Annotated in this window: 19 protein-coding genes; 11 read left to right on the plus strand and 8 right to left on the minus strand. The window is 70.6% G+C overall.

The window, feature by feature from the left end:
- Nucleotides 1-67 precede the first annotated feature (67 nt).
- Together pknB and HRL51_RS05290 are read right to left on the minus strand one after the other, a co-directional pair.
- The gene (gene pknB / locus HRL51_RS05285; protein ID WP_172193087.1) at nt 68-1,984 is read right to left on the minus strand and encodes a Stk1 family PASTA domain-containing Ser/Thr kinase; all 1,917 of its coding nucleotides are present in this window, start codon (nt 1,982-1,984) and stop codon (nt 68-70) included.
- A gap of 62 nt (nt 1,985-2,046) precedes the next feature.
- A complete protein-coding gene (locus tag HRL51_RS05290; protein ID WP_172193089.1) occupies nt 2,047-3,198 on the minus strand; it encodes a polyprenyl synthetase family protein in 1,152 nt (383 codons plus the stop codon).
- A gap of 107 nt (nt 3,199-3,305) precedes the next feature.
- On the opposite strand from HRL51_RS05290, the gene HRL51_RS05295 reads away from it, so the two are divergent.
- The gene (locus HRL51_RS05295; RefSeq protein ID WP_172193090.1) at nt 3,306-4,946 is read left to right on the plus strand and encodes an RNA polymerase sigma factor; all 1,641 of its coding nucleotides are present in this window, start codon (nt 3,306-3,308) and stop codon (nt 4,944-4,946) included.
- A 106-nt stretch (nt 4,947-5,052) separates the two neighbouring features.
- Here HRL51_RS05295 and HRL51_RS05300 read toward each other — a convergent pair whose 3' ends face one another.
- Entirely contained in the window at nt 5,053-5,319 is a 267-nt protein-coding gene (locus HRL51_RS05300; protein ID WP_216666326.1) for a DUF7455 domain-containing protein, read from the minus strand.
- Between the two features lie 139 nt (nt 5,320-5,458).
- On the opposite strand from HRL51_RS05300, the gene HRL51_RS05305 reads away from it, so the two are divergent.
- Both HRL51_RS05305 and HRL51_RS05310 read left to right on the plus strand, forming a co-directional pair.
- Nucleotides 5,459-7,699, plus strand: coding sequence for a DNA gyrase/topoisomerase IV subunit B (locus tag HRL51_RS05305; RefSeq protein ID WP_172120692.1), 2,241 nt, complete (start codon nt 5,459-5,461; stop codon nt 7,697-7,699).
- 95 nt (nt 7,700-7,794) lie between these two features.
- Nucleotides 7,795-8,847, plus strand: a complete 1,053-nt coding sequence (locus tag HRL51_RS05310) for a GNAT family N-acetyltransferase (protein ID WP_172120691.1) — start codon at nt 7,795-7,797, stop codon at nt 8,845-8,847.
- 29 nt (nt 8,848-8,876) lie between these two features.
- Here HRL51_RS05310 and HRL51_RS05315 read toward each other — a convergent pair whose 3' ends face one another.
- Entirely contained in the window at nt 8,877-11,081 is a 2,205-nt protein-coding gene (locus HRL51_RS05315; protein ID WP_235954379.1) for an HNH endonuclease signature motif containing protein, read from the minus strand.
- Between the two features lie 268 nt (nt 11,082-11,349).
- On the minus strand, nt 11,350-13,884 hold the full coding sequence (locus tag HRL51_RS05320; RefSeq protein WP_172193092.1) for a DNA gyrase/topoisomerase IV subunit A: 2,535 nt from the start codon (nt 13,882-13,884) through the stop codon (nt 11,350-11,352).
- A gap of 162 nt (nt 13,885-14,046) precedes the next feature.
- On the opposite strand from HRL51_RS05320, the gene HRL51_RS05325 reads away from it, so the two are divergent.
- A complete protein-coding gene (locus HRL51_RS05325) occupies nt 14,047-14,661 on the plus strand; it encodes a DUF5998 family protein (protein ID WP_235954377.1) in 615 nt (204 codons plus the stop codon).
- Complete coding sequence (locus tag HRL51_RS05330; protein WP_172193094.1) at nt 14,658-15,974, plus strand: alkaline phosphatase family protein; 1,317 nt, start codon at nt 14,658-14,660, stop codon at nt 15,972-15,974. Before HRL51_RS05325 ends, HRL51_RS05330 begins: the two co-directional genes overlap by 4 nt.
- 102 nt (nt 15,975-16,076) lie before the next feature.
- Here HRL51_RS05330 and sepH read toward each other — a convergent pair whose 3' ends face one another.
- Entirely contained in the window at nt 16,077-17,183 is a 1,107-nt protein-coding gene (gene sepH, locus HRL51_RS05335; protein WP_172120687.1) for a septation protein SepH, read from the minus strand.
- Between the two features lie 348 nt (nt 17,184-17,531).
- Between sepH and HRL51_RS05340 the strand changes: the two genes are divergently transcribed.
- The 4 genes from HRL51_RS05340 to HRL51_RS05355 all read left to right on the plus strand — a co-directional run bounded on the left by HRL51_RS05340 (nt 17,532) and on the right by HRL51_RS05355 (nt 19,724).
- A complete protein-coding gene (locus tag HRL51_RS05340) occupies nt 17,532-17,837 on the plus strand; it encodes a DUF4193 domain-containing protein (protein ID WP_006549617.1) in 306 nt (101 codons plus the stop codon).
- A gap of 68 nt (nt 17,838-17,905) precedes the next feature.
- On the plus strand, nt 17,906-18,619 hold the full coding sequence (locus HRL51_RS05345; protein WP_172193096.1) for a DUF3710 domain-containing protein: 714 nt from the start codon (nt 17,906-17,908) through the stop codon (nt 18,617-18,619).
- Complete coding sequence (locus HRL51_RS05350; protein WP_172193098.1) at nt 18,616-18,990, plus strand: OB-fold nucleic acid binding domain-containing protein; 375 nt, start codon at nt 18,616-18,618, stop codon at nt 18,988-18,990. Before HRL51_RS05345 ends, HRL51_RS05350 begins: the two co-directional genes overlap by 4 nt.
- Nucleotides 18,987-19,724, plus strand: a complete 738-nt coding sequence (locus HRL51_RS05355; RefSeq protein WP_172193100.1) for a DUF3159 domain-containing protein — start codon at nt 18,987-18,989, stop codon at nt 19,722-19,724. Before HRL51_RS05350 ends, HRL51_RS05355 begins: the two co-directional genes overlap by 4 nt.
- On the opposite strand, the gene HRL51_RS05360 is transcribed toward HRL51_RS05355, so the two are convergent.
- Nucleotides 19,663-20,379, minus strand: coding sequence for a potassium channel family protein (locus HRL51_RS05360; protein WP_172193102.1), 717 nt, complete (start codon nt 20,377-20,379; stop codon nt 19,663-19,665). The genes HRL51_RS05355 and HRL51_RS05360 overlap by 62 nt on opposite strands.
- Before the next feature lie 3 nt (nt 20,380-20,382).
- On the minus strand, nt 20,383-21,048 hold the full coding sequence (locus HRL51_RS05365; RefSeq protein WP_172193104.1) for a potassium channel family protein: 666 nt from the start codon (nt 21,046-21,048) through the stop codon (nt 20,383-20,385).
- A 59-nt stretch (nt 21,049-21,107) separates the two neighbouring features.
- On the opposite strand from HRL51_RS05365, the gene HRL51_RS05370 reads away from it, so the two are divergent.
- Both HRL51_RS05370 and HRL51_RS05375 read left to right on the plus strand, forming a co-directional pair.
- Nucleotides 21,108-23,195 carry an APC family permease gene (locus HRL51_RS05370; RefSeq protein WP_172193114.1) on the plus strand — a complete coding sequence of 696 codons (2,088 nt, stop codon included), beginning with the start codon at nt 21,108-21,110 and terminating at the stop codon, nt 23,193-23,195.
- 1 nt (nt 23,196) lies between these two features.
- Nucleotides 23,197-24,582 carry a class I SAM-dependent RNA methyltransferase gene (locus HRL51_RS05375; RefSeq protein ID WP_172193116.1) on the plus strand — a complete coding sequence of 462 codons (1,386 nt, stop codon included), beginning with the start codon at nt 23,197-23,199 and terminating at the stop codon, nt 24,580-24,582.
- Nucleotides 24,583-24,643: the final 61 nt, after the last annotated feature.

A 24,643-nucleotide genomic window follows, 5' to 3' on the forward strand; every position in this document is an offset into this window, starting at 1 on the left:
CGGCCGGGCACGCGGTCAGGGGCTCAGGCAGCCGCCGGGCGGGGCGGGAAGCGCCCGGTCCTGGCGGTCACACCACGTAGAGGGTGACGGTCGAGCCCTTGGGCACGCTCGTGCCCGCAGCCGGGTCGGTCGACCTGGCAGTGCCGAAGAACCCACCCAGGATCCGGCTGACGCTGACGACGAGACCCGCCGCCTCCAGCGTCGCCCTGGCCTCGGTCTCGTTCTTGGAGACGACCTCCGGGACGGTCACCATCTCCGGTCCCTTGGAGACGACGACGCTGACGCCGTCGCCGTAGAAGTAGCCCTCGGCACCTGCAGCCGGGTCGGAGGAGATGACGAGCCCGGCGGCGACGTCGTCGGAGAAGGCCTCCGTCGACCCGGACAGGGCCAGCCCGGCCTCCTGGAGGGCGGCCGTGGCCTCCTCCAGGTTCTTTCCCGTCACGTCCGGGACGGTGGCCGGGCGTCGTCCCTTGGAGACCACCATGGCGACGGCGGAGGAGTGGTTGACCATCTCGCCCCCAGCCGGGCTGGAGGAGATGACGCTGCCGGCGGCGACGTCGTCGGAGAAGTCCTCAGTGACGGCGCCGACGCTCAGCCCGGCGTCCTGGACGGCCTTCTCGGCCTCGTCCTGGGGCCTGCCGACGACGTCAGGAACCTCCTTCTGCTCCACACCGCGGGAGACGACGGCGGTCACGGCGGTGCCCACGCGGACCGACCGGCCCGGGGCTGGGGACAGGGAGATGACGCTGCCGGCCGGGACCGTGTCGGAGTAGTCGCGGGTGGGTGAGCCCCAGCCCAGCTCGGCCTCGACGAGCGCGGCCTGGGCCTCCTCCTCGCTGGCACCGACCAGGTCAGGGACCGTGACCCGTCGTCCAGGTCCCATCCCGAGGTACCAGGCACCTGCACCGCCTCCGGCGAGCAGCACGAGCGCGCTGCCGGCCAGGACGGCACGGCGCCGCAGACGACGGTCGCCCGCGACAGGCGCGGTGTCCTGTGACTGGGTGGACACGGCGTCACGCTGGAGCGTACGCGTGGCCCCAGAGCCGCCGATCGAGCCGATCGGCAGGGAGACGGTCCGGGTGCCGGCCTCCGTGCTCTCCTCGTCGTCGCTGGTGCCGTGTCCGCGACGCAGCTCCAGCTCCTCAGGGGACAGGGCGTCAAGGACCTCACGCACCGCGGCCAGGGCCTCGTCGGCGTCGGCCAGGCGCTGGCTGGCCTCGCGGTGCGTCATGGCCGCAGCCAGCGCGTCGACCTTGGGCGACAGGCCGTCGACGAGGTCAGAGGGAGCGGGCAGGTCCTCGTGGACGGCGCGGTAGGCGACCTGGATCGGGGAGTCGGCGGTGAAGGGCTGGACGCCGGTCAGCAGCTCGTAGAGGATGACACCGACGGCGAAGACGTCAGCACGCGGGGAGGCTGCGCCCTCGGTGATGAGCTCAGGTGCCAGGTAGGCGACGGTGCCCAGGATGTTTCCCGTCGTCGTCTGGGTCGCCTCGGTCACGGCACGTGCCAGCCCGAAGTCGGCGACCTTGGCCACCGACCCGTCAGCGGGCAGCAGGACGTTCTCAGGCTTGACGTCACGGTGGATGAGCCCGGCGCGGTGGGCGGCTCCCAGAGGTCGGAGGACCTGGGCGGTCAGCTCCAGGGCCTGGCGGACGCTGAGGGGCCCGGCGCCCATCCTCACCCGCAGGTTGGAGCCCTCGACGAGCTCCATGACCAGGTAGGCCAGCCCGTCGAGGGTGCCCTGGTCGTAGACGGCGACGACACCGGGGTTGGACAGCCGGGCGGCAGCGCGAGCCTCCCGGCGGAAGCGGGCGACGAAGTCAGGGGAGTCGGCCAGGTGGGCGTGCATCACCTTCAGCGCGACCCGGCGGTCCAGCCTGCGGTCACGGGCGACGTAGACGGTGGCCATCCCGCCACGCGCGACGCGGTCGACGATCTCGTAGCGAGAGTCGACCAGGCGACCGATGAGGGGATCTGTGACCACGTCGCGAGTCTACGATGCCTGGGCGTCATCAGCCCCCAGCGACGCGGGAGGGAGGACAGGCCTCAGGCCTGGCGGGCTCCCAGGGCGTGGGCGATCTCGGTCAGCGCCTGCCTGCTCGCAGCGGGCAGGTCGTCGGCGGGCACCTGGGCGAGGGCGCGTGAGGCCGCCTGGAGGTGGGAGGCGATCTCCTCCTCGTGCGCCTGCGCGGCCCCGCACCGGTGCACGAGCTCACAGGCCTGGGCCACGCAGGCCTGGGAGGCCTCGGGGTTGGCCAGGACGGTGCGCAGCAGGTCCCGTCCCTCCTCGTTAGCACGCTGCCACGTCAGGGACAGCAGCACCGTGCGCTTGCCCTCGCGCAGGTCGTCGCCCACGGGCTTGCCGGTCACCTCAGGGTCCCCGAGCACGCCCAGCTGGTCGTCGCGCAGCTGAAAGGCGATGCCGACCTCCTCACCGAACTCTCGCAGCCGGGCCGCCAGGGGAGAGACCGGGTCCACGCCGGCCAGGAGGGCGCCGATGAGCAGGGGGTACATGACCGAGTAGCGGGCGGACTTGCGGCGCACGACCGCCAGCGCGCCTCGGTGCATGGCACTGCCTGTCTCGACAGGGTCCTCGTCGGCCAGCGGCAGCGGCACCACCTCGCTGCGCAGGTCCAGGTACTGGCCGACGGCGACCTCGCTGGTCATCTGGTCGAAGGCCTGCCTCGCCGCCTGGGTGCCGAGCAGGCTCAGGCCCGGGCGGGTCAGGGCCTGTCCCATCTCCTCCCCGGCGGCCGACAGCAGCAGGTCACCGAGCAGGATCGCGGCGGAGACGCCGAAGGTCTGGGAGCCGGCGAGCCAGCCCTGGGAGCGGTGGACCTCAGCCAGACGGCGGTGCGCGGCGGGCTCGCCGCGGCGGGTCATGGCGGAGTCGATGACGTCGTCGTGCACGAGGGCGCTGGCCTGGTAGAGCTCCAGGGCGGCTCCGACGCAGGCCACCAGCCCGGAGGAGAGGATGTCGGCGCGCTCGTCGTCAGCGGCCTGTAGCGCCAGCCCGAGCCCGGCCAGGACCGCACGCACGCGCTTGCCCCCGGACAGGAGGACCTGCGCGGCGTCGAGCAGCTCTGAGCCGGCCTCGCCCAGGTCCTCGAAGCGCTGACGGCGCTGTGCCAGGACCTCGTGCAGCCGGGTGTCGACGCCGGCGCGGACCAGGCGGGTCGTGTCAGACAGATCGCTCATGGGAATAAACGCTACACTTGAGCGGTTGCCTGCAGCGTCGGTGGGGAGCAGGTGCCCGATCATCTTCCGCTCCCACCTGAGACGTCCGCCCACGTGAAAGGAAATCCGTGGCTACTTCCACAGCTACGCGTCACCGCGACCTTGGCGATGACGACCTCGACACCACCGAGGACCACGAGGACTTTGACCTCGATGAGGACGAGGACTTCGACGACGAGGCTGAGGACCCGGACGAGGAGTCCGAGGACTGCGACGACGAGGAGGACCTCGACGAGGACAAGGACCCCGAGACCGAGGTCGACGCCGAGGACCCGGAGGACGGCCCGGCCCCGGAGCTGCGTGACTACTACCTGGACGTGACGCTGGAGGAGGACGGTGACGGCTCCAAGCGTCGCCCCTTCAACAACCCGGCCTCCCTCAAGGGCGTGCGCCTGGCTCCCGGTGCCACGTTGTACGTGCGCTCGCGCACGACGGTCGAGGGCCTGGAGGTCAACGGAGACGGCACTCTGGACAACCCGATCACCCTGGCCCCTTACGGGCACGGCCCGGTGCCTCGCTTCGTCGTGCCCGACGAGGAGGAGCCCGTCGTCGCCCGTGAATTCCTGACCCACAACGGCTACATCTTCCGCGGATGGGTCATCAAGGGTATCAAGATGAGCCCCTCGATCGCCGCGCTGACCGGTGAGCTGGAGCGGATGCGTCGTGAGGAGGCGGAGAAGGTCGCGGCCAAGCAGTCGGGCAAGCGCAGGTCCTCCTCCAAGGAGAAGGACGGCTCCTACACCGTCTCCGACTCCGACGAGGCTGACGAGCCTGCGCAGAAGGTCGTCACCGCCGGTGCGACCGCGGACCCGGTCAAGGACTACCTCAAGCAGATCGGAAAGGTCGCGCTGCTCAACGCCGCAGAGGAGGTGGAGCTGGCCAAGCGCATCGAGGCTGGTATGTACGCCGAGTACCTGCTGGGCACCGAGGGCAACGACCTGGACGCGAAGTACCGCCGTGAGCTCCACTGGATCTCCAACGACGGCCAGCGCGCCAAGAACCACCTGCTGGAGGCCAACCTGCGCCTCGTGGTCTCCCTGGCCAAGCGCTACACCGGTCGCGGCATGCTCTTTCTTGACCTCATCCAGGAAGGAAACCTGGGCCTGATCCGTGCGGTGGAGAAGTTCGACTATACCAAGGGCTTCAAGTTCTCCACCTACGCCACCTGGTGGATCCGCCAGGCGATCACCCGCGCCATGGCGGACCAGGCCCGCACGATCCGTATCCCGGTCCACATGGTCGAGGTCATCAACAAGCTGGCACGTGTCCAGCGCCAGATGCTCCAGGACCTGGGCCGTGAGCCCACTCCGGAGGAGCTGGCCGTCGAGCTGGACATGACCCCGGAGAAGGTGATCGAGGTCCAGAAGTACGGTCGCGAGCCCATCTCCCTGCACACCCCGCTCGGTGAGGACGGCGACAGCGAGTTCGGTGACCTCATCGAGGACTCCGAGGCGGTCGTGCCTGCTGACGCGGTGAGCTTCACCCTCCTGCAGGAGCAGCTGCACGCGGTCCTGGACACCCTGTCCGAGCGTGAGGCCGGCGTGGTCTCAATGCGTTTCGGCCTGACTGACGGCCAGCCCAAGACCCTGGACGAGATCGGCAAGGTCTACGGGGTCACGCGTGAGCGGATCCGTCAGATCGAGTCCAAGACCATGTCCAAGCTGCGTCACCCCTCGCGCAGCCAGGTCCTGCGCGACTACCTGGACTGAGACGGCCGAGCGGACGACGGCGGGGCCGCCACCCGGTGTGGGTGGCGGCCCCGCCGTCGTCCGCTCAGTGAGCCCGGCTCAGCGAGGGCTCACGACCTGCCGCGTCTCAGGCGCCGGTGACGAGCTGGCTCGTCTCGTCCTGGATGAACAGGGCCTGCTTCTCCAGGGCGCTCATGTGGGCGTGGCCGTGGTGACCGCAGAAGAGCAGCTCTCCGCTGACCAGGACGACGCGGATAAAGGCCTGGGCCCCGCACACGTCGCACCGGTCCGCGGTGGTCAGCGGCCGCTCGTTGGTCTGGCTGGGCGTCGGGGCGGCCTCAGCCTCGGAGGCCATGAGCGTCGGGGTGAGGCTCGGGGTACGTGTCTGACTCATGTCCGTACAACACCACACCGGTGCCTGCCTCTTCCCTCCGTCCGAGGTGTTTCCGCCCCTGGCGCACGCGGTGCGCCTGAGGCGAACACCGCAGGTCAGGATCTGAGACCTTCGAGGACCGATCGGCTAGGTTGCGGACGTGGCCGACTCCTCCAGCTCCTACTCCGCCCGTCACCTCTCCGTCCTGGAGGGGCTTGAGGCGGTCCGTAAGCGTCCCGGCATGTACATCGGCTCAACCGACCAGCGCGGGCTCATGCACTGCGTGTGGGAGATCATCGACAACTCCGTCGACGAGGCGCTGGAGGGCTACGGGGACTCGATCTGCGTCACGGTCCACGGGGACGGCTCGATCGAGGTCCGTGACAACGGACGTGGCGTACCTGTCGACGTCGAGCCCGGGTCCGGACTGACCGGCGTGGAGCTGGTCTACACCAAGCTCCACGCGGGCGGGAAGTTCGGGGGCGGTTCCTACGGCGCCGCCGGCGGGCTGCACGGTGTGGGCGCGAGCGTGGTCAACGCGCTGAGCCAGCGCATGGACGTCGAGGTCGACCGTGGTGGCAGGACCTACGCGATGAGCTTCCATCGTGGCGTGCCGGGGGTCTTTGACGACGCTGATCCCTCTAGCCCGCAGCCTGACGCCCCCTTCACCGAGTACACCGAGGCCTCTGAGCTGCGCGTGGTCGGCAAGGTCAGACGGGGCGTGAGCGGCACCCGCGTGCGCTACTGGGCCGATCCTCAGATCTTCCCCCGGCCTTCCGAGTACGACGCCGCGGCGCTGCGCGCCCGCCTGCGCCAGACCAGCTTCCTGGTGCCAGGCCTGAGCCTGACGCTGACTGACGAGCGTAGCGAGGAGGAGGCAGCCAGGGCGGACAGGAGCCCGTCGTCAGGATCCTCGGCCCCTACCGATGATCCGGCGCTGCGCGCCAGCGCCAGGAACGCTACCGAGGCAGCCAGCGACCTGTTCGGCTCGCAGGCGCAGGCTGCTGAGGGCAGTGAGGTCTTCCTGGCCGAGGGCGGGACGAGGGACTTCGTCGACTTCCTGGCGACCGACGCCTCGGTGACGGACACCTTCCGCCTGACGGGCGAGGGCACCTACACCGAGACCGTCCAGCAGCTGGACGCCAAAAGCGGGCACCTGCGCCCGGTCGAGGTCGAGCGCACCTGCAGCGTCGACGTCGCCCTGCGCTGGGGCATCGGCTACGACACCGTGGAGCGCTCCTTCGTCAACATCATCGCCACCCCCATGGGTGGTACGCACCTGACCGGCTTCGAGCAGGCCGTGACCAAGGTGCTGCGCAAGCAGATCGACTCCAACGCGCGCGCTCTCAAGGTGACCTCACGTGACGGCAGGATCGAGAAGGACGACATCCTGGCCGGCATGACCGCTGTCGTCACCGTGCGCGTGCCTGAGCCCCAGTTCGAGGGTCAGACCAAGGAGGTGCTCGGCACCGCCCCGGTGCGTCAGATCGTGGCCAGGGTGGTGGACAAGGAGCTCACCGCGCTGCTGACCTCCTCCAAGCGTGACCTCAAGACCCAGTCACGAGCGCTGCAGGAGAAGGTCGTCGGCGAGATGCGTGCACGTATCAGTGCGCGCATGCACAAGGAGATCACCCGTCGCAAGACGGCCCTGGAGACCTCGACGCTTCCTGCCAAGCTGGCCGACTGCCGCAGCGACGACGTCGCTGCCTCCGAGCTGTTCATCGTCGAGGGGGACTCGGCGCTCGGTACCGCCAAGAACGCCCGGAACTCGGAGTTCCAGGCGCTGCTGCCCATCCGCGGCAAGATCCTCAACGTCCAGAAGGCGTCGCAGGCCGACATGCTGCGCAACGCCGAGTGCTCGGCCATCATCCAGGTGGTGGGCGCCGGATCCGGACGCACCTTCGACCTGGACTCCGCGCGCTACGGCAAGGTCATCCTCATGACTGACGCCGACGTCGACGGCGCCCACATCCGGACCCTCCTGCTCACGCTCTTCTTCCGCTACATGCGCCCGATGATCGAGGCCGGTCGCGTCTACGCCGCGGTACCGCCGTTGCACCGTATCGAGGTCTCGGCCCAGGGGCGGCGTAAGAAGGAGATCATCTACACCTACTCCGACGACGAGCTGGTCCGCACGCTGCGCAAGCTGGAGAAGCAGGGGCGGAGCTTCAAGGAGCCGCAGCGCTACAAGGGTCTGGGGGAGATGGACGCCCACCAGCTGGCCGAGACGACGATGGAGCCTGAGCACCGGACCCTGCGCCGGATCACCCTGGGGGACGAGGCCGAGCTCCTGGAGGCGGAGAACGTCTTTGAGCTGCTCATGGGCTCCTCGGTGGAGCCGCGTCGTGACTTTATCGTCGAGGGCGCGCAGGACATCGACCGCGAGCGGATCGATGCCTGAGTCCTACCTGTCGCAGGCCTGACACACGGTGTCCGGTACCCTGCAGGCACGCTGCGCGGGGTCCTGCTCGCGCCTGTGAGCTGTGAGGAGGCGAGATGGTTCCTGTCTACGGCGCGTCGCGACGTACAGGACTCGGTCCCTGGTCGATGCTGCGGCCAGGGCCGCGCTCCTGCCTGCCCCCGCTCCTGACGTGGTTGCCGCTCGGTCCTGGTGACAACGCCGAGCTGGCTGGTCTTGTCGCGCGTGCCGAGGAGGAGGACAACCCTCCTTATCGGACGACGGCGCAGGAGACGAGTGAGTACTTCCTCGACCCGACCTACTCCGGCGTCGCTGGCCGCGACGAGCAGGGGGTGATGAGGGCCTTCGGACTCGTACGCATCCGGCCGGCGCACGAGATCTACGCGTCGATGACCGGTGTCGTGGATCCGCAGTGGCGGAGCCAGGGGATCGGGGGCGCGTTGCTGCACTGGCAGGCGGAGCGGGCACGCCACCTCATCGGCGCGGAGCGGGCAGGCGCCGATCCTGGCAGCCTGACAGCGGTACCGGCTCACGTCGTGACCACGGTGCTGGAGGATGACGAGCGGATGAAGGACCACCTGCGCACTCTCGGCTTCACGGCGCGTCGGTGGTACCGCGAGATGCGGCGTTCCCTGGACATCGAGATCCCTGAGGTGGATCTTGACGGGTTCCTCACGATTGAGCCCTGGAGCGAGGAGCTGGACGAGGCGGCGCACCGCGCTCACAACCAGGCTTACGCTGAGGGCTTTGGGGCCTCGGCAGTGAGCCTGGAGGAGTGGCGTGCAGGCAGGGCGTACTTCGCGCCGGACTGGAGCTTCATCGCCGTCGACCGCTCAGGAGACCGCGCCAGAGTGGCCGGCTACCTGCGTTCAGGACGGTATGAGCAGGACTGGCAGGCGCTGGGCTGGCGCGAGGGGTACACGGACATGCTGGGCGTCCTGGCGGACTACCGCAGCAGAGGTGTGGCTCCTGCGCTGCTGACGGCTGCCATGCGGGCCTATCAGCGTGACGGCATGCAGTACGCGGCGACGGGCGTGGACTCCGACGACCCGACCGGAGCGGTCGATCTGTACCGCGAGCTAGGTTACGGCCCGACACGGGGCACGATCCTCTACGGGCTGGATGTCTAGCAAGGGCTAAAGACCCTGCGGTGAGGTGCCTAGAAGGGGATCACCTTATCCAGGAGCGGAGCCAGGCCGAGCGCGTGGAGCTCGGGCGGGACGGGTGTGGTCTGCCAGGCGCCGGCCTTCTCACCTGGGCGAGGACCTCGACTCTCCAGACGTGGTTGGCGAGGCGGCGTAGGACGTGTGGTTCGTGCGGTCGGTACGGGCCTGGTGCTGGTGGTCAGGCTGTCGCTGGGGCGGACACTGCTGCTGTGCATGTCGGCCTTGCTGCGGCTGGTGCGGCGCTGTGCTTGACGCAGCCCACGCGCCAGCTGCTCGACGACAGCGTCTGTGACCGCCTGACACAGGTCGTGTGGCAGCGGCGAAGCCGGGACCCAGAGCTGCCTAGGCCCGACGCGGCGAGGGAGCATCGTGATCGTGCCGTCGGGGGTACGCCGGTAGCGGGTTCGACTGGGTGTGTGCCACTCCAGCGCGCCGTCGTCCGCCCGGGTGAGGGACCAGCCGGGTGTGTGCTTGAGGCGGTGGTGGGCCTCGCACAGAAGCGTGAGGTTGTCGAGACTGGTGGTCCCACCCTCGCTCCACGGCTGGATATGGTCGATGTCGCATCGGTGAGCCGGAACCTGGCAGCCGGGGTGGGTACAGGTGAGGTCCCGGCTGCGTACGGCCTGTGCCAGTGCCGCGGGAGGACGGTAGCGGGTACGACCGACGTCCACGACGGTGCCGGTGGCCGGGTCGGTGAGGAGACGCCTCCAGGTGCCCCCGGCTGCCAGGGTGGCTGCGAGGACTGCCGGCACAGGTGTGCTACGTCCACCGGCGGCTATCGAGGAGCTCAGCAGGGCGGTGGCCTCGGCGCCGGCGTGGGCGTCGTCGACCGTACCAGGGCTGGCGGTGCTGACCGTGTCAGGGCTGACGTCATGGACTGAGGTGAAAGCCGCCACGAGGAGGTGGTCGATAGGTACCGTCACGTCAACGTGGACCTGGAGCCCGGGAGGGAGACTGACCGGAGGGCTTCCTGAGGGCGTCCACCACGGGCTGGTTGAACCGACCAGCTGGCTCAGGCAAGCCAGGAGAGGCTCGAGCGGCACGCCGTCAGGCAGAAGGCGCCCAGGCTCCGGAGCACGGCCTGTCGGGTCAGTGCTGCCAGCGATGTCGGCGCCGTCCACGGTGCTCGTGCTGCAAGTGGTGTCTGCGGCGGCGCAGGCCTGGTGCAGGGCGGTTGACAGGGTACGCAGGCTCATCGCGACAAGCGTGTCCGCACGTAGCTGGGACAGTGTGCGTCCGTCACCCGTGGCTCGTGCGGCGCCTGCGACGGCGTCGAGCGTGGCGTCAATAAGGAAGGCGTCAGGGCTCGGTAGCAGCATGCGCATCTCGTGGACGCCTTCGCCCTTCGGCCGAGGCCGAGTGACGTGTCGCGCGGCGGTACTGCGTCGCCTGCGTAGGTTGATGCCCTCCGGGTCCAGCGCTGTGAGAGCGGCGTCGATGTCGTGTACGAGCTGGGAGTGGGTGCGGTGGGGTGCCCGTGGCAGCACGTGCTGCTGGACCTGGGCGGCGGTCTCCTCGTCGACGTCGGCGAGCCGGCGGACCAGGATGCTGGTCTTGGCATGGTCGAGGAGACCGGTGCGTGCCAGCGCGGCGGTGGGAGCCATGTGCGCAGCAGCGAGGTCCTGGCCGGTGGTGAGCAGGGTGGTGGCCCGGGCGCGGGAGATACCGAGTCGGCAGGCGATCTCGCTGGCAGTGTTGCGCTGGACCTCGTCCTGGGGCGGCAGGGGTCCCTGCCTGCCGTCAGGAGCGACAGGTGGCCGGGCAAGATCTGGGTGACGAGCGAGCGCTGCGCAGGTCAGCGCCTGGGTGAAGGAGGCCCAGGCTGTGAGCCTGGCGCAGGCGGCCACCAGCTCGATCAGGGCCTCCAGACCCAGGGAGGCCAGGTCCTCAGTCATGGCCGATACCTCCCCGGGTGCCAGGACAGCGAGGGGCAGCAGACCTGACAGGCTGTGCGTGCCGGCCTCGTCCTGTGCCTGGATCTCGCCGCGTGGCACGGGAGGCCTGTGGAGATGGGTGCCGGGTGCCACCAGTCGTTCGATGAGCCTGGCTAGGTCGGCGCCCGGAGGGAGAAGCGTGAGCGCGTCGAGAAGATCGTCCCGGTCAGGGCACCGGCCGCTGCGCTCACCGGTGAGCGCGCTCAGGGTGTCCACCTGCATGGAGCGAGGTGGACACCCTGAGGTACGTACCGGTTCGAACATGTGTACACCATATCGCAGTGGTGACGTCTTTGCTAGTGCGCAGTGTGATCGCAATATGTTTGCGTGTGTATACACATGTATACGCATGTGATGCGTTGGAGTGCTCCTATAGCGATCGGACGTCACAGGAGCAGCGGGCAAGGGGAAGAGCATCCCGGTGCCGTACCGATCGAGCTCTCCCGCCGTGTGTCGCGCCAGGTACGACGCTGGGGCTGCGCCCTCGCGAGAAGAGCACAGCCCCAGGAGACGCGTCAGGGTGAGCCGCTCGTCAGCCCACGGCTGTCACCGGAGCCGGCAGCGGGGTCCCGGAGGCGTCGCGGCGCTCGTCGACCTCCGGCAGCGCCACGCCCTGGCCCCCACCGCCTACGGCGCGCGCCGGGCCGAGGCCTACCCAGGCAAGGACCAGCTGGTCCTCGCCGCGCAGGAAGCGCTGGGCGCGTACGCCACCGGTGGCGCGTCCCTTGGCCGGGTAGCGGTCGAGCGGAGTGACCTTGACCGATCCGGAGTCCATCCCTGGCAGGGCGCCCTCGGCGTCGGCGATCGTGACGACGACGGCCTCGGCAAGAAGGTCGGCGGGCACCGAGGCGCCCGCGATGACCTGGGCCCCCTCGTGCAGGCTGATTCCTGCCATGCCACCGGCTCCACGACCCTGAGGACGGACCTTCGAGGCCTCGAAACGCAGCAGCTGGGCGTCGTCGGTGACGAGCGTCAGCACGTCCGTGTCGGCCGCAGTGCCTGCGAAGACCACGTGGTCGCCGTCGGACAGGGAGATAACCTCCCAGCTCTCACCACGTGCGGGCTCGTCGCCAGGCTTGACACGCTTGATGACGCCGTCGGCCGTGGCCAGGACGACGGGCTCGTGCTGGGTCTCGCCCACGGGTACCAGGCCCACGACCTTCTCACCGGGCTCGAGGTCGACCAGCAGGCCGACGGGCTGACCGCCGGCCAGCGACGGTGCTCCCTCCAGCCGGGGTACCTCCGGGGCAGAGAGCACGTCCATGAGGACCAGCCGCCCGGTGTCGGTGACGGCACCGACGCGGCCGCGCGCCGTCGTCGGCACCTGGCTGGTCAGGGCGTCGTGACGTTGCCTCTCGCCGGTGCGAGCCACCGGCTCGGCGCCGTCGACCCGGGCCACGAGTCCCGTGGCGCTCAGCAGCACGCGGCAGGGGTCGTCCGGCACCGTGAGCGGTACCTGTGAGGCGGTAGCAGCCAGGCTCGCGGCCACCGCCTCCTTCATGGCCTGCCCGGCTCCTGCACCAGCCCCTCCCGGAGCCCCGGCACCACCGGCGAGCGCACCCGCTCCGGATCCTGGGGCCTCCAGCAGCACCGTACGTCGTGGGGTGCCGAACTCCTCGGCGACGGCCGCCAGCTCGCGCGAGACGACGCTGCGCAGCAGCCTCTCGTCGGCCAGGATCGCCTCCAGCTGCTCGATCTCGCGAGCCAGCTCGTCGCGCTCCTTCTCCAGCTCGATGACGGAGAACCTGGTCAGGCGCCGGAGCTGCAGCTCCAGGATGTAGGAGGCCTGGGCCTCGGAGAGGTCAAAGACCTGCATGAGGCGGGTGCGGGCGGTTGCGGCGTCGTCGGAGGAACGGACGACCTGGATGACCTCGTCGATGTCGAGGATGGCGATGAGGAGCCCCTCGACCAGGTGCTGACGCTCGCGCCTCTTGCTCAGACGGAAGCGGGTGCGTCGTTCGACCACCGTCATGCGGTGGCGTACGAAGACCTCAAGGAGCTCGCGCAGACCCAGGGTCCGGGGCTGGCCGTCGACCAGGCACACGTTGTTGATGCCGAAGGAGTCCTCCAGCGGGGTGTGCTTGTAGAGCTGGGCGAGCACCGCCTCGGGGTTGTAGCCGTTCTTGACCCCGATGACCAGGCGCGTGCCGTTCTTGCGGTCGGTCAGGTCCGCCACGTCCGTGATGCCCTGGAGCTTCTTGGCGCTCACGGCGTCCTTGATCCGGGAGATCACCTTCTCCGGTCCCACGAGGTAGGGCAGCTCGGTGACGACGATGCCCTTCTTCCGCGGCGTGACGTTCTCGATCCGGGCAGTGGCGCGAGTGAGGAACTTGCCTCGTCCGGTGCGGTAGGCCTCGCGGATCCCGTCCAGCCCCACGATCATGCCGCCGGTGGGCAGGTCCGGCCCGGGGACGAAGGCCATGAGGTCCTCCAGGCTCGCCTCCGGGTGGGCGATGAGGTGGCGGGCGGCGCTGACGACCTCGACGAGGTTGTGGGGAGGCATGTTGGTCGCCATGCCCACCGCGATGCCAGAGGTGCCGTTGACCAGGAGGTTAGGGAAGGCGGCAGGCAGGACGTCGGGCTCGGTGAGCGTGTAGTCGTAGTTGGGGGAGAAGTCGACGGTGTCCTCGTCGATGTCAGCCGTCAGCACCAGCGCGGGGGCGGCGAGCCTGGCCTCGGTGTAGCGCGGCGCGGCCGGGCCGTCGTCCAGCGAGCCGAAGTTGCCGTGGCCGTCGATCAGCGGCAGCCGCATCGTGAAGGGCTGGGCCAGGCGGACCAGCGCCTCGTAGATCGCGACGTCGCCGTGGGGGTGGAGGCGTCCCATGACGTCGCCGACCACGCGTGAGGACTTCACGTGCGCTCGGTCCGGGCGCAGCCCCATCCGGTCCATCTGGAACAGGATGCGGCGCTGGACGGGCTTGAGGCCGTCGCGGGCGTCAGGCAGCGCTCGCGCGTAGATGACCGAGTAGGCGTACTCCAGGAAGCTGGTACGCATCTCGGTGGACAGGTCCTGCTCGACGATCTCGCCGTCGATAGGTGGGGGAGTCGTGGTGGCGGACTTCGGCATAGGCACATTGTCCGGGCTCGCTGGCCGCTGGCACGCAGCGACACCCGTGGGTGAGGGGGACGACGGCGCGGCGACCGGCTGGTCTGTGGACAGGCAGCGGCGGGTCAGGGGCTGTGGAGGCGTGCGGCACGCGACAAGCACGGAGATGGCATGATCGTCCCCATGACGACGCAGGACACGCACGGCGGGCACGGTGACGGCGACGCCGGGGCAGGGGACGCGCAGGGGCTGGCCCAGGAGGTCGCGAGGGCCGGCTTCTACCCCGAGGTCGTGCTCGGGGTGCTGACGACGGCGCTGGCAGGGGAGGAGACGCTGTCCTTCCTCGTCCAGCCTGAGACGACCTTCGCTGAGGCCGTGCACCGCCACCTCACGCTGCTGGCTCTGACGAGCACGCGCCTGATCGTCGTCCACGTCGATGACGCCGTCGGTGAGGACGGTGCGCCGCTGGCGATCGCGACCAGCGAGGCCGTCCCGGTGGCGAGCATCGGCTCGGTGGCGCTGACGCACGGGGTGACTCGTCCGGCCGCCGGAGGAGGCAGTCTCGCTGAGGTCACGATCGCGGTCTCCTGGGGCGCGGTGCGCCGCCTGGAGCTGGAACCCGTGGTGTGCCCGGACCCTGCCTGCGAGGCCGACCACGGGCTGTCCGGGGTCTCGGTGCCCGACGACATCGTCGTGCGCGTGGCCGCGGGCGTGGAGGGGGACGACGCCGTCCACCGTGCTCGGGCCTTCGCCCAGGCGCTGTCGGCAGCGACGGTACGAGTGGCTGGGGCGGCATGAACGCCGTCGGCACCTCGCAGGACGCGACCACCCGCGGAGGCGACGCTGACGCCGTACCCGAGCTGCGCCAGGTGCTGGGGGCCGGAGCCCTGAGCGCAGGGCTCGCGCTCAGGAGCGTCGAGCGTGAGGGCGTGCTGACCCACGCTGAGGCGCTGGAGGCGGCCAGGGCCTGGGACCTGCTTGACGACGGCGCCTCCTCGCCCGCAGCGGGAGGCGGCACCGTCGTCGTCCTGGTGGACGGGCTGGGCCTGCAGCTGCTGCGCGAGCGTAAGGGGCACGCACCGACCCTGCGCTCGTGGCTGGCTCAGGCCGAGGACAGCAGGCACGGACCGGTGGCCCTGACGTGCTGGCCCTCGACCACGGCGGCGGCCCTGACGACGCTGGGAACCGGGGCCGGCCCCGGGGTGACCGGCATGGTGGGCTACAGCGTGCTGAGCCCCTTCATCGACCGTGCTGCCCGCTACGCAGGTGTGCCCTGCGACCAGGACAACCTCTGCCTCATCACCTGGGAGGGACGGGCTCCGGACCCGAGGACCTGGCAGGACGTGCCCACGATCTTCCAGCGCCTAGAACGTGCCGAGGGCACCGTGCGATCGACCAGGGGACAGAGCGTTCCCCTGGCGGTGACCATCGGGCCGGCCCGCTTCGCTGGCTCGGGACTCACCGAGGCCGGGCTGCGAGGGACCCCGCACCTGGGGGCTGACCGCATGGAGGACCGGCCTGCCCTGGCGGCCAGCGCCCTGCGTCGTGGAACCAGGCTCGTCTACCTCTACGTCGGCGAGCTTGACCACGCCGGTCACGGGCACGGCTGGCGCTCGCAGGAGTGGCTCACCCAGCTGGAGCGGCTCGACACCACGATGTCGCAGCTCGTGCGGCAGGTGCCGAGGGGAACACGGATCGTCCTCACCGCCGACCACGGCATGGTGGACACCTGTGAGGAGCTGAGGGTGGACGTCACGGACGATCCCCTGCTGAGCAGGGACGTCGTGGGGCTGGCCGGCGAGCCGCGCTTCAGCCAGCTCTACGTGCCCGGCGCCGACCCGGACACCGCCCAGGAGGTGGCCCAGCGCTGGCGCGAGGTCCTGGGGGAGCGCGCGCTGTGGGTCGGTACGCGGGACGAGGCTGAGCAGGTGCTGGGCCCGGTGGGGCCACGTGCCCACTCCGTGCTGGGTGACGTCCTGGTCGCTATGGACGGTGCCTGGGTCGTGGTCGATCCTCGTGTGCACAGTGAGCAGGCGATGGCGATGCCGGGAGTCCACGGCTCCTTCACGCCTGCGGAGACAGAGGTCCCGCTGCTGGTGACGTGGGCCTAGCCGGGACAGGGACGCAGCCTGTCCCGGTGCGAGGAGCAGTGAGGAGGGACGGCGGGCCGGCCAGGGCCTTGAGGCGTGTGGCGCCCTGCCCGCCCTCCTCGCCTACTCGGGCTTGGCCCCGAAGACGATCTCGTCCCAGGAGGGCACGGACCGGCGTGAGCGTCGACGCGGCCTGGGCGCGCCCGCACCCGGCATGTCCGGCAGGGCCTCCTGGGTGGCGCCGGCCTGGGAGGAGTCGGAGGGACGGACGTCCTCAGCCTCGGGCAAGGGCTCGGCGGCCTCGTCAGGCTCCTGTGCGGCCACGGCCCCTGTCACAGCCTCAGCCCGTGGTGCCTGGCCGAGCCGAGAGCCTGCCGGGTGGTTCCCGGTGTGGGCGCGGCGCCGCTCGGACATGGAGACGACCTGGGCCTCCCCCCGAGGGGAGGTGGGCGGGGCGACCGCGTCCGGCTCGTCGTCGGCCTCAGGCGGCGCCAGGTCGGCACGACGTCCGCGGCTGGAGGCAAGATCAGCCAGCAGCGCGTCGGTGGAGGCGTCCTCCGTGCTCGGTCCTGGCGGGGACAGCATCGGCTCGGCAGGCGCCACAGGGCGGGCGGAGGCTCCCGGTGCGCTGGAGTCCTGGTCGAAGACCTGGGCCTGAGCCAGGGCGGCGGCCTCGGTGAGCCAGCGAGCCTCGTCGTCGAGCGCGGTGACCGAGCGCGCGGTCAGGTCCAGCTCCCAGCGTGCCTGCTTCTCCTGCGCCCCCTGGACAAAGGTCAGCACCACCTGCCAGGGCTCGCGCCCCTGACGCAGCGCGTCCCAGGTCAGGCTCGCCGGCTCGACGCCGCGGGTAGCGAGCCGGTCGACGACGAGCTCACCCAGGACGGGGGAGTCCTTCTCCCAGCCGATGCGGCAGGAACGGGCCTGCTCCACCGCCCACGCGCGCTCGGCCAGGACCGGGCCCTCGAAGCGGCGGACGTGGTCGACGTCCAGGCCGGTGGACTGAGCCACCTCAGCGGCAGAGGCCCCGGCGCGCATCAGCGCCTGCAGGTCACGAGGACGCACCGCGGAGCCGGGAGCCGGTGGCTGGGGAGCGGGGGCCAGCGCTGCCGGGCGGGCACGACGCACTGCCGCACGCAGGGCGTCATCGACCACGATGGTGTAGCGCTCGCCGTGCTGGTCAGTCATGACGACCTGGTCGCCGTTGGCTCCCAGCAGCTCAAGCTCGATCATGGTCAGGTGCCTCCTTACAGCGCGTAGCCCGGCTACGTCTCACGACGTGTACGGCCCGGGGTACCCGCACAGGGTGCCACTGACCACGCCTGCGGGCGGGGAGGCGGGACGGGCGTGCCGTGCCTGGACCGTCGCCGCCAGTGGCCGCACGGCGCCGTGTGACGATGAGCGCGTTGCGATGAGGTGGTCAGTGTGTTCACGAGGACGCCAGCTGGTGCTATGGTGCGCGTGCCCTGCCCGGAGGACTGCAGGGAGCAGGTCGGCGCGCCGCGGGCCCGCTGCCAGGTCCGGGTCCTTGCGGCACAGGGTCGCATCGATTGCCGTCGACGAGATAGAGAGTGACGAGCCATGGCGACCGACTACGACGCCCCGCGCAAGAACGACGACGAGCCCGAGGCCGATTCCATCGAGGAGCTCACCGCTCGGCAGAAGGACCACTCCTCCGAGGCTATTGAGGAGGACGAGAACGAGGTAGCCGAGGGCTTTGAGCTCCCGGGTGCGGACCTGTCGCGCGAGGAGCTGAGCGTGCACGTGGTCCCGCAGCTGGAGGACGAGTTCACCTGCTCGGAGTGCTTCCTCGTGCACCACCGTAGCCAGCTCGCCTACGTCGACGACGCCACGGGGCTGCCCGTGTGCACCGACTGCGCGGGCTGACCTTCAGCCACGCACTGCGATCCCAGGGGCCGCCGGGGGCGGCCCCACCCTGATCTGAAGGAGCACGGATGGGCCTGTTCAGCAGGCGGAGCAAGAGCGTGGACGCTCAGGACAGCGAGAGCCAGGCGCAGGAGCCGTTGTCGAGCGCTGACGAGCACGAGCAGGACCAGGCGCCGCGTCCGACAGGACCCTGGGACGCCGAGGACGCCCCGGAGGTCCCCGCAGGGCGCGTCGACCTGGGTTCCTTGCAGGTGCCTGCCGTGGACGGCATGCAGCTGAGGCTCGACTCCCCGGGTGAGGGACAGGCGCCCAGCGCCGTCGTCGTGGTCCTGGCGGGCTCGGCCCTGGAGCTGCGGGCCTTCGCGGCCCCGCGCAGCGCAGGGGTGTGGGACGAGCTGCGTGAGGACATCACCGCCGAGCTCAGCCGGACCCAGGCCTCCTACCGCATCGAGGAGGGACCCCACGGTCCTGAGGTCCTGGCCCAGGTCACGACTCAGGGGTCGCAGGGTCCGGTGAGCACCCCTGTCCGCTTCATCGGCGTGGACGGACCGCGCTGGTTCCTGCGTGGCGTCCTCCAGGGGCCCGCGGCTACTGATAACGAGGCTGCCACCCGTCTGCGCGAGGTCCTTGACGACGTCGTCGTGGTGCGTGACGGACAGGCCCGCCCTCCTCGCGAGCTCCTGCCGCTCCAGGCACCGCAGGCTGCTGCCGTGGCCGCCGGTGAGACCCGGACGGAGCTGGAGCCTCTTGAGCCCGGTCCCACTGTCGCTGAGGTCCGATGAGCCTGCTGCGGTACCTGGGCGCTCGTGCGGGGGTCCTGCGTGCCAGCCGGGAGGAGCTGGAGGCGCAGGACGAGGCGCGCCGTGCCGCTGAGCGGGGTACCGTCCTCATCAGCGAGCTCGTTGCGCGGGAGCGTGCCTGCGTCTCGGGCGTCCTGCGGGCGGTGACCTACCGGCCGGCGCAGGACAAGCCGGTCTTCGTCGGGCAGCTGTTCGACGGCACCGGTTCGGTCGACCTGGTGTGGGTCGGGCGCCGGTCCATCGCGGGGGTGCGCCCCGGCGTCCACCTGCGCGCCGAGGGCATGGTGGTGGCCGGACGTACCCGTCTCACCATCTACAACCCCGGCTACGAGCTGCTGGGAGCGCAGCAGTGAGCGGGCTCAGGGCCGTCAGCGGCGAGAGCTTTGACGTCGCGGCGGCGGTGGGCGGCTGGCGTGGCGTGGTCGAGTCGGTGGCACCCACGCTCGTGTTCGTCGTCGTCATCGCCCTGCGTCCCACGGCGCTCGTCCCCGCCCTGATCGCCTCCCTGGTACTGAGCGCGCTCGGGCTGGTGGCCCGGCTCGCTCAGCGTGAGCCGCTGACCCAGGTGCTGGCGGGCGCCGTGCTCGCACTGATCAGCGCTGCCTGGGCCTGGCGCAGCGGACAGGCCCAGGACTTCTACGCCACGGGGCTGGTCATCAACGCCGTGTGGCTGAGCGCCTGCGCCCTGTCCCTGGCCGTGCGCTGGCCCGTGGTGGGCGTGCTCATGGGGCTGTGGACCAGCGCGGCGCAGCAGACCGAGGACGGCGACAAGGCACGTCCTGGTACCCGGCAGGCGGAGGACCCTCACGCTGAGGCGGCCGCAGGCTGGACCGCGTGGCGCACGGACCCGTCCCTGGCGGGCCCGCGTCGTCGTTACACGCTGGCTACCCTCGTCCTGGCCGCCATGTTCGCCCTGCGTCTGGTGGTCGAGGTCCCACTGTACCTGGCAGGTCAGGAGGCGCTGGGCGCCCTGGGTGTGGCCCGTCTGGTGCTGGGTGTGCCGCTGTTCGCCCTGGCCCTGTGGTTCATCTGGCTGCTGGTGCGTCCGGCTCGGGACCCGCAGCCTCCTCGGCCGGTGCAGGGCTGAAGATCGCCGGGATCTCGGCCAGGGCAGCCTCGCCCTCCTTGGCCGTGAGGAAGAGCAGCTCGTCACCGCGCTCGAAGCGCTCGTCGGCATCAGGGGTGAGCGGGCGGTACTCGCGCAGGATCGCCGCGAGGACGGTGTGCGGCGGAAGATCGACCTCGTTGACCAGCGTGCCGATCACGGGCGAGTCAGCCGGCAGGGTCAGCTCGTGCATGAAGGCCCCGGACTGGTGGAAGGTGAAGACCGAGACCAGCGAGCCGACGCTGACCGCCTCCTCAACCAGCGCCGTCATGATGCGTGGGGTGGACACGGACACGTCCACCCCCCAGGTCTCGTCGAAGAGCCACTCGTTCTTGGGGTTGTTCACCCTGGCGACGGTGCGTGGCACGCCGTACTCGGTCTTGGACAGCAGGGAGATCACGAGGTTGGCCTTGTCGTCCCCCGTCGCGGCGACGACGACGTCGACGTTCCCGGCCCCGGCCTCCGCCAGGGCGTCGACGTCGCAGGCGTCGGCCAGCTGCCACTCGGCGTCGGGGACCGAGGCGATACGCATGGCGTCGGGCGAGCGGTCCATGACAGTCACGTGGTGACCGTGGCTCATGAGCTCGCGGGCGATGGAGCGGCCGACGCTGCCGGCACCGGCGATGAGGATCTTCATCTCTCAGGCCTCCTGGGGCCAGGGGCGGGACAGGGCGCGCTGGATCGAGGACAGGCGCTCGGTCAGGGCCGCGACGTGGATACGGTCGTGCTCCTGCAGGAGCGTGGTGGCGGTGGGGACGAGGGCGGCGGAACCGCGCGAGACCCAGGCCACGCGCAGGCCCAGCCGCTCCTCGATGGTACCGACGGCGGTGCCTACCCAGGCCTGGCACACGTCCGGCTGGGCGAGGGTGACCGTGCCTGAGGGGTCCTCGACCTCGCGCGCGGTGCCGCCGGGAAGCAGACGGCGCATCATCTGGTCCGCGGTCTGGCGGACGGTGGCCACGGTGGGGATACCGAGCCGCTCGTAGACGTCGGCCCGCCGCGCGTCGTAGATCCTGGCCACGACGTGCTCGACGCCGAAGGTCTCTCGTGCCACGCGCGCAGCCACGATGTTGGAGTTGTCCCCGTTGGACACGGCGGCAAAGGCGTAGGCCTCGTCGATGCCGGCCTGCTCCAGCGCGTCGCGGTCAAAGCCGAGGCCCTTGACCTTGCGCCCCTGGAACTCGGCAGGAAGGCGCCGAAAAGCCTCGGAGGACTGGTCGATGACAGCCACGGAGTGGCCCTTGCGGTCCAGCTGGGTCGCCATGGTGGCTCCCACACGGCCGCACCCCATGATGACGAAGTGCACGCAGCGAACGGTACTCCCACCCTTGGCCCGCCACGACCTCGGACGTAGGCTGCTGCCTCGTGCGTGACTTCGCCGACCGCCTCAAGCGGATCCTCGTCGGTCGTCCGGTTCCCAGCCAGGCGCTGGGCGAGACCCTCCTGCCCAAGCGGATCGCCCTGCCGGTCTTTGCCTCTGACGCGCTGTCCTCGGTCGGGTACGCCCCGGACGAGGTCCTCGTCACCCTGGCGGTGGCTGGCGTGGCGGCGACTGCTGTGTCCCCGTGGATCGCGCTGGCCGTCGTGGGCGTGCTCGTGGTGGTCGTGGCCTCCTACCGCCAGACCGTCCACGCCTACCCCTCCGGTGGAGGGGACTACGAGGTGGTCTCCACCAACCTGGGGCCCAGAGCCGGTCTGGCTGTGGCCTCGGCACTGCTGAGCGACTACGTCCTGACCGTGGCTGTCTCGGTGTCCGCAGGAGCCGGCTACCTGGCTGCGGCCGTACCCGCCCTGGCGCCCTACAAGGTTGAGATCGCCGTCGCGGTGGTCACGGTCCTGGCCCTGCTCAACCTGCGCGGCGCTCGCGAGTCAGGTGGCGCCTTCGCGGTGCCGACCTACCTGTACATGGCCGCGATCGGGACCATGGCGGTGACCGGACTGGTCCAGGAGGTCACCGGCTCCCTGGGGCAGGCACCTAGCGCCGGTTACGAGGTCGTCGCCCAGGAGGGCTGGGACCAGGGGCTGACGGGGCTGGCCGGGGCCTTCCTCGTCCTGCGTGCCTTCTCCTCAGGATGCGCGGCCCTGACCGGGGTCGAGGCGATCTCCAACGGCGTGCCCAGCTTCCGCCCTCCCAAGTCCAGGAACGCCGCGACCACCTTGCTCATGCTCGGAGCCATCGCGGCCCTGATGCTCATGAGCATCATCCACCTGGCAGGTGCCACGGGCGTGCACATGGTCGAGGACCCGGCCACCGACCTGCTCCAGGACGGCCGGCCACTGGGACCGGGGTACCACCAGGACCCGGTGATCGGTCAGGTCGCAGCCGCCGTCTTCTCCGGCTTCAAGCCGATGTTCTACCTCGTGACGGCCGTGACGGGCCTTATTCTCGTCCTGGCGGCCAACACCGCCTTCAACGGCTTCCCGGTGCTGGCCAGCGTGCTGGGACGCGACGAGTTCCTTCCCCGTCAGCTCTCCCAGCGCGGGGACCGCCTGGCCTACTCCAACGGCATCATCGTGCTGTGGCTGGGGGCCGTGGCCTTCATCGTGGGATTCGGGGCCAGTACCAACCGGCTCATCCAGCTCTATATCGTCGGGGTGTTCATCTCCTTCACCCTGTCCCAGATCGGGATGGTCCGCCACTGGACCCGTGAGCTGGCCACGGCCACAGAGCCCCGGGTGCGTGCCCGCATGCGTCGCTCACGCGTGGTCAACGCCGTCGGCGTCGCCGGCACCGGCCTGGTCCTGCTCATCGTGCTGGCCACCAAGCTCACCCGCGGTGCCTGGATCACGCTCACCATCATGGCGCTGCTCTACCTGCTCATGACGGCGATCCGTGGGCACTACGCCCGCGTCTCCTCCGAGCTGGCGGTGGCCGACCTGCACGACTCCCGCGTCCTGCCGGCTCGTGTCCACGCCGTCGTGCCGGTCTCGCGCCTGCACAAGGCCACCCTGCGGGCGGTGACCTACGCCCAGTCCACCCACCCCACCTCGATCGAGGCCGTCACGGTGGACACCGGCGACGGCGGGGCCGACCGTCTGCTGGCCGACTGGGAGGAGGCCGAGCTCACGGTGCCGCTGACCGTGCTGGACTCGCCCTTCCGGGACGTCGTCAGGCCGCTGACCGTCTACGTCCGCGACGTACGGCGTGAGTCGCCGCGTGACCTCGTCGTCGTCTTCCTGCCCGAGTACCTCGTGCGCCACTGGTGGGAGCAGGTCCTGCACAACCAGACCGCTCTGCGGATCAAGACGGCGCTGCTGTTCACACCGGGCGTCGTCGTCGCCTCGGTACCCTGGCAGCTGGGCCTGCCGGGGGAGTCCTCGATCCACCACGGTCGCCGGGCGACCGTCCCACACGGGATCCCGGACGCCGACGTCGCAGCCCGCCGTGCCTCGGCCAGGCGCCTGGCACCGGCCGCAGGCACTGGCCCCAGTCCTGAGCGCAAGGAGAAGTGAGATGACCGCTGCTCGTGAGGAGATCATCCTCGCCGTCGGGGCCCCGGCTCACGGCGGCCACTGCGTGGCACGGCCGGTCGGTGAGCCCGACGGGCACGTCGTCTTCGTCCGGCACGCCCTGCCCGGTGAGACCGTACGAGCGGTCATGACGCAGAAGACCTCCAGGACATGGCGGGCCGAGGCGGTGGAGGTTCTCTCGGCCTCCCCCGACCGCGTGCGCCCGGCCTGGGCAGAAGCCGGTGCCCAGGGCGTGGGCGGCGGGGAGCTGTCCCACGTGGCCCTTCCGGCTCAGCGCACCTGGAAGCGGTGGGTGCTGGCTGACTGCCTGCGGCGAGTGGGCGGGCAGGAGGTGGCCGACGCCGTCGCCGCCGTGGCAGGACAGGTCAGCGGCCGGGCGGGCGTGGCCGTGGAGGCGATGCCGAGTGAGCAGGAGGCTGAGGCCAGCGCGGACGCTCGCGTGCGCGACCGGGCCGGCACGGCCACCCGTACCCGTGTGTCCCTGGAGACGACGACGGACGGGCAGCTGGGCATGCACGGCTTCCGCTCCGCTGAGGTCAGGGCCGTCCGTACGCTGCCTCTGGCCGTGCGGGAGATCCAGGAGCTGGGACTGCCCCAGCGCCGCTGCTGGCGGGACCTGGCACGCAGCGGCGGCCGCCTGAGCGCGGTGGGCCCCAGCGGGGGAGAGCCGGTGGTGGTCGTGGACGGCCAGGTCTACTCAGCCCGGGGCAAGCCGATCGGCCGCAAGCGGGTGGAGGAGGTCGTCGACGCCACTGGCCTGGGGCTGGGAGAGCTGCGCTACTGCGTGCACGCCGACGGCTTCTGGCAGGTCCACCGTGACGCACCGAGCGTCCTGGTGGAGCGGGTCGTGCGCGGCGCGCTGACCGGGAGGCTGGAGGGCTCGCCCGCCCGGCCCGGTGCTGTGCGGGCCGAGGGGCTCAAGGTCCTGGAGCTCTACTCCGGTGCAGGGCTGCTGACGCTGCCGCTGGCGTGCCTGGGCGCCCAGGTGCGTTCCCTGGAGGGCAGCGAGCAGGCGGTGCGCGACGCCCGTCGCAACCTGCACGCCTTCCCGGGCGCCCACCTGTTCGCAGGGCGGGTCACGCCCGCCGCCGTGGCTGAGCTCGGCGCGGGCTTCGGCCAGGCAGGTGACCAGGCCGCTGACGTCGTCGTCCTGGACCCGCCGCGCAAGGGTGCCGGCCGCGTGGTGGTCGAGGCCGTGGCGGACCTGGGCCCACGACGTGTGGTCCTGGTGGCCTGCGACCCCGCGGCCGCGGCGCGGGACCTGGGGGCCTTCCTGGCGCGGGGGTACTCGCTGACCAGCATGAGCTCGCTGGACATGTTCCCCCACACCCACCACTTCGAGACCCTGGCGGTCCTGTCTCGGGACTGAGGTCCTGGAGGCTGAGGTCACTCATATTCCCACCATGTGACGCGTCGTCGTCTAACGTGAG

Origin of the sequence: Actinomyces faecalis, assembly GCF_013184985.2 — a bacterium.
GTDB lineage: Bacteria > Actinomycetota > Actinomycetes > Actinomycetales > Actinomycetaceae > Actinomyces > Actinomyces faecalis.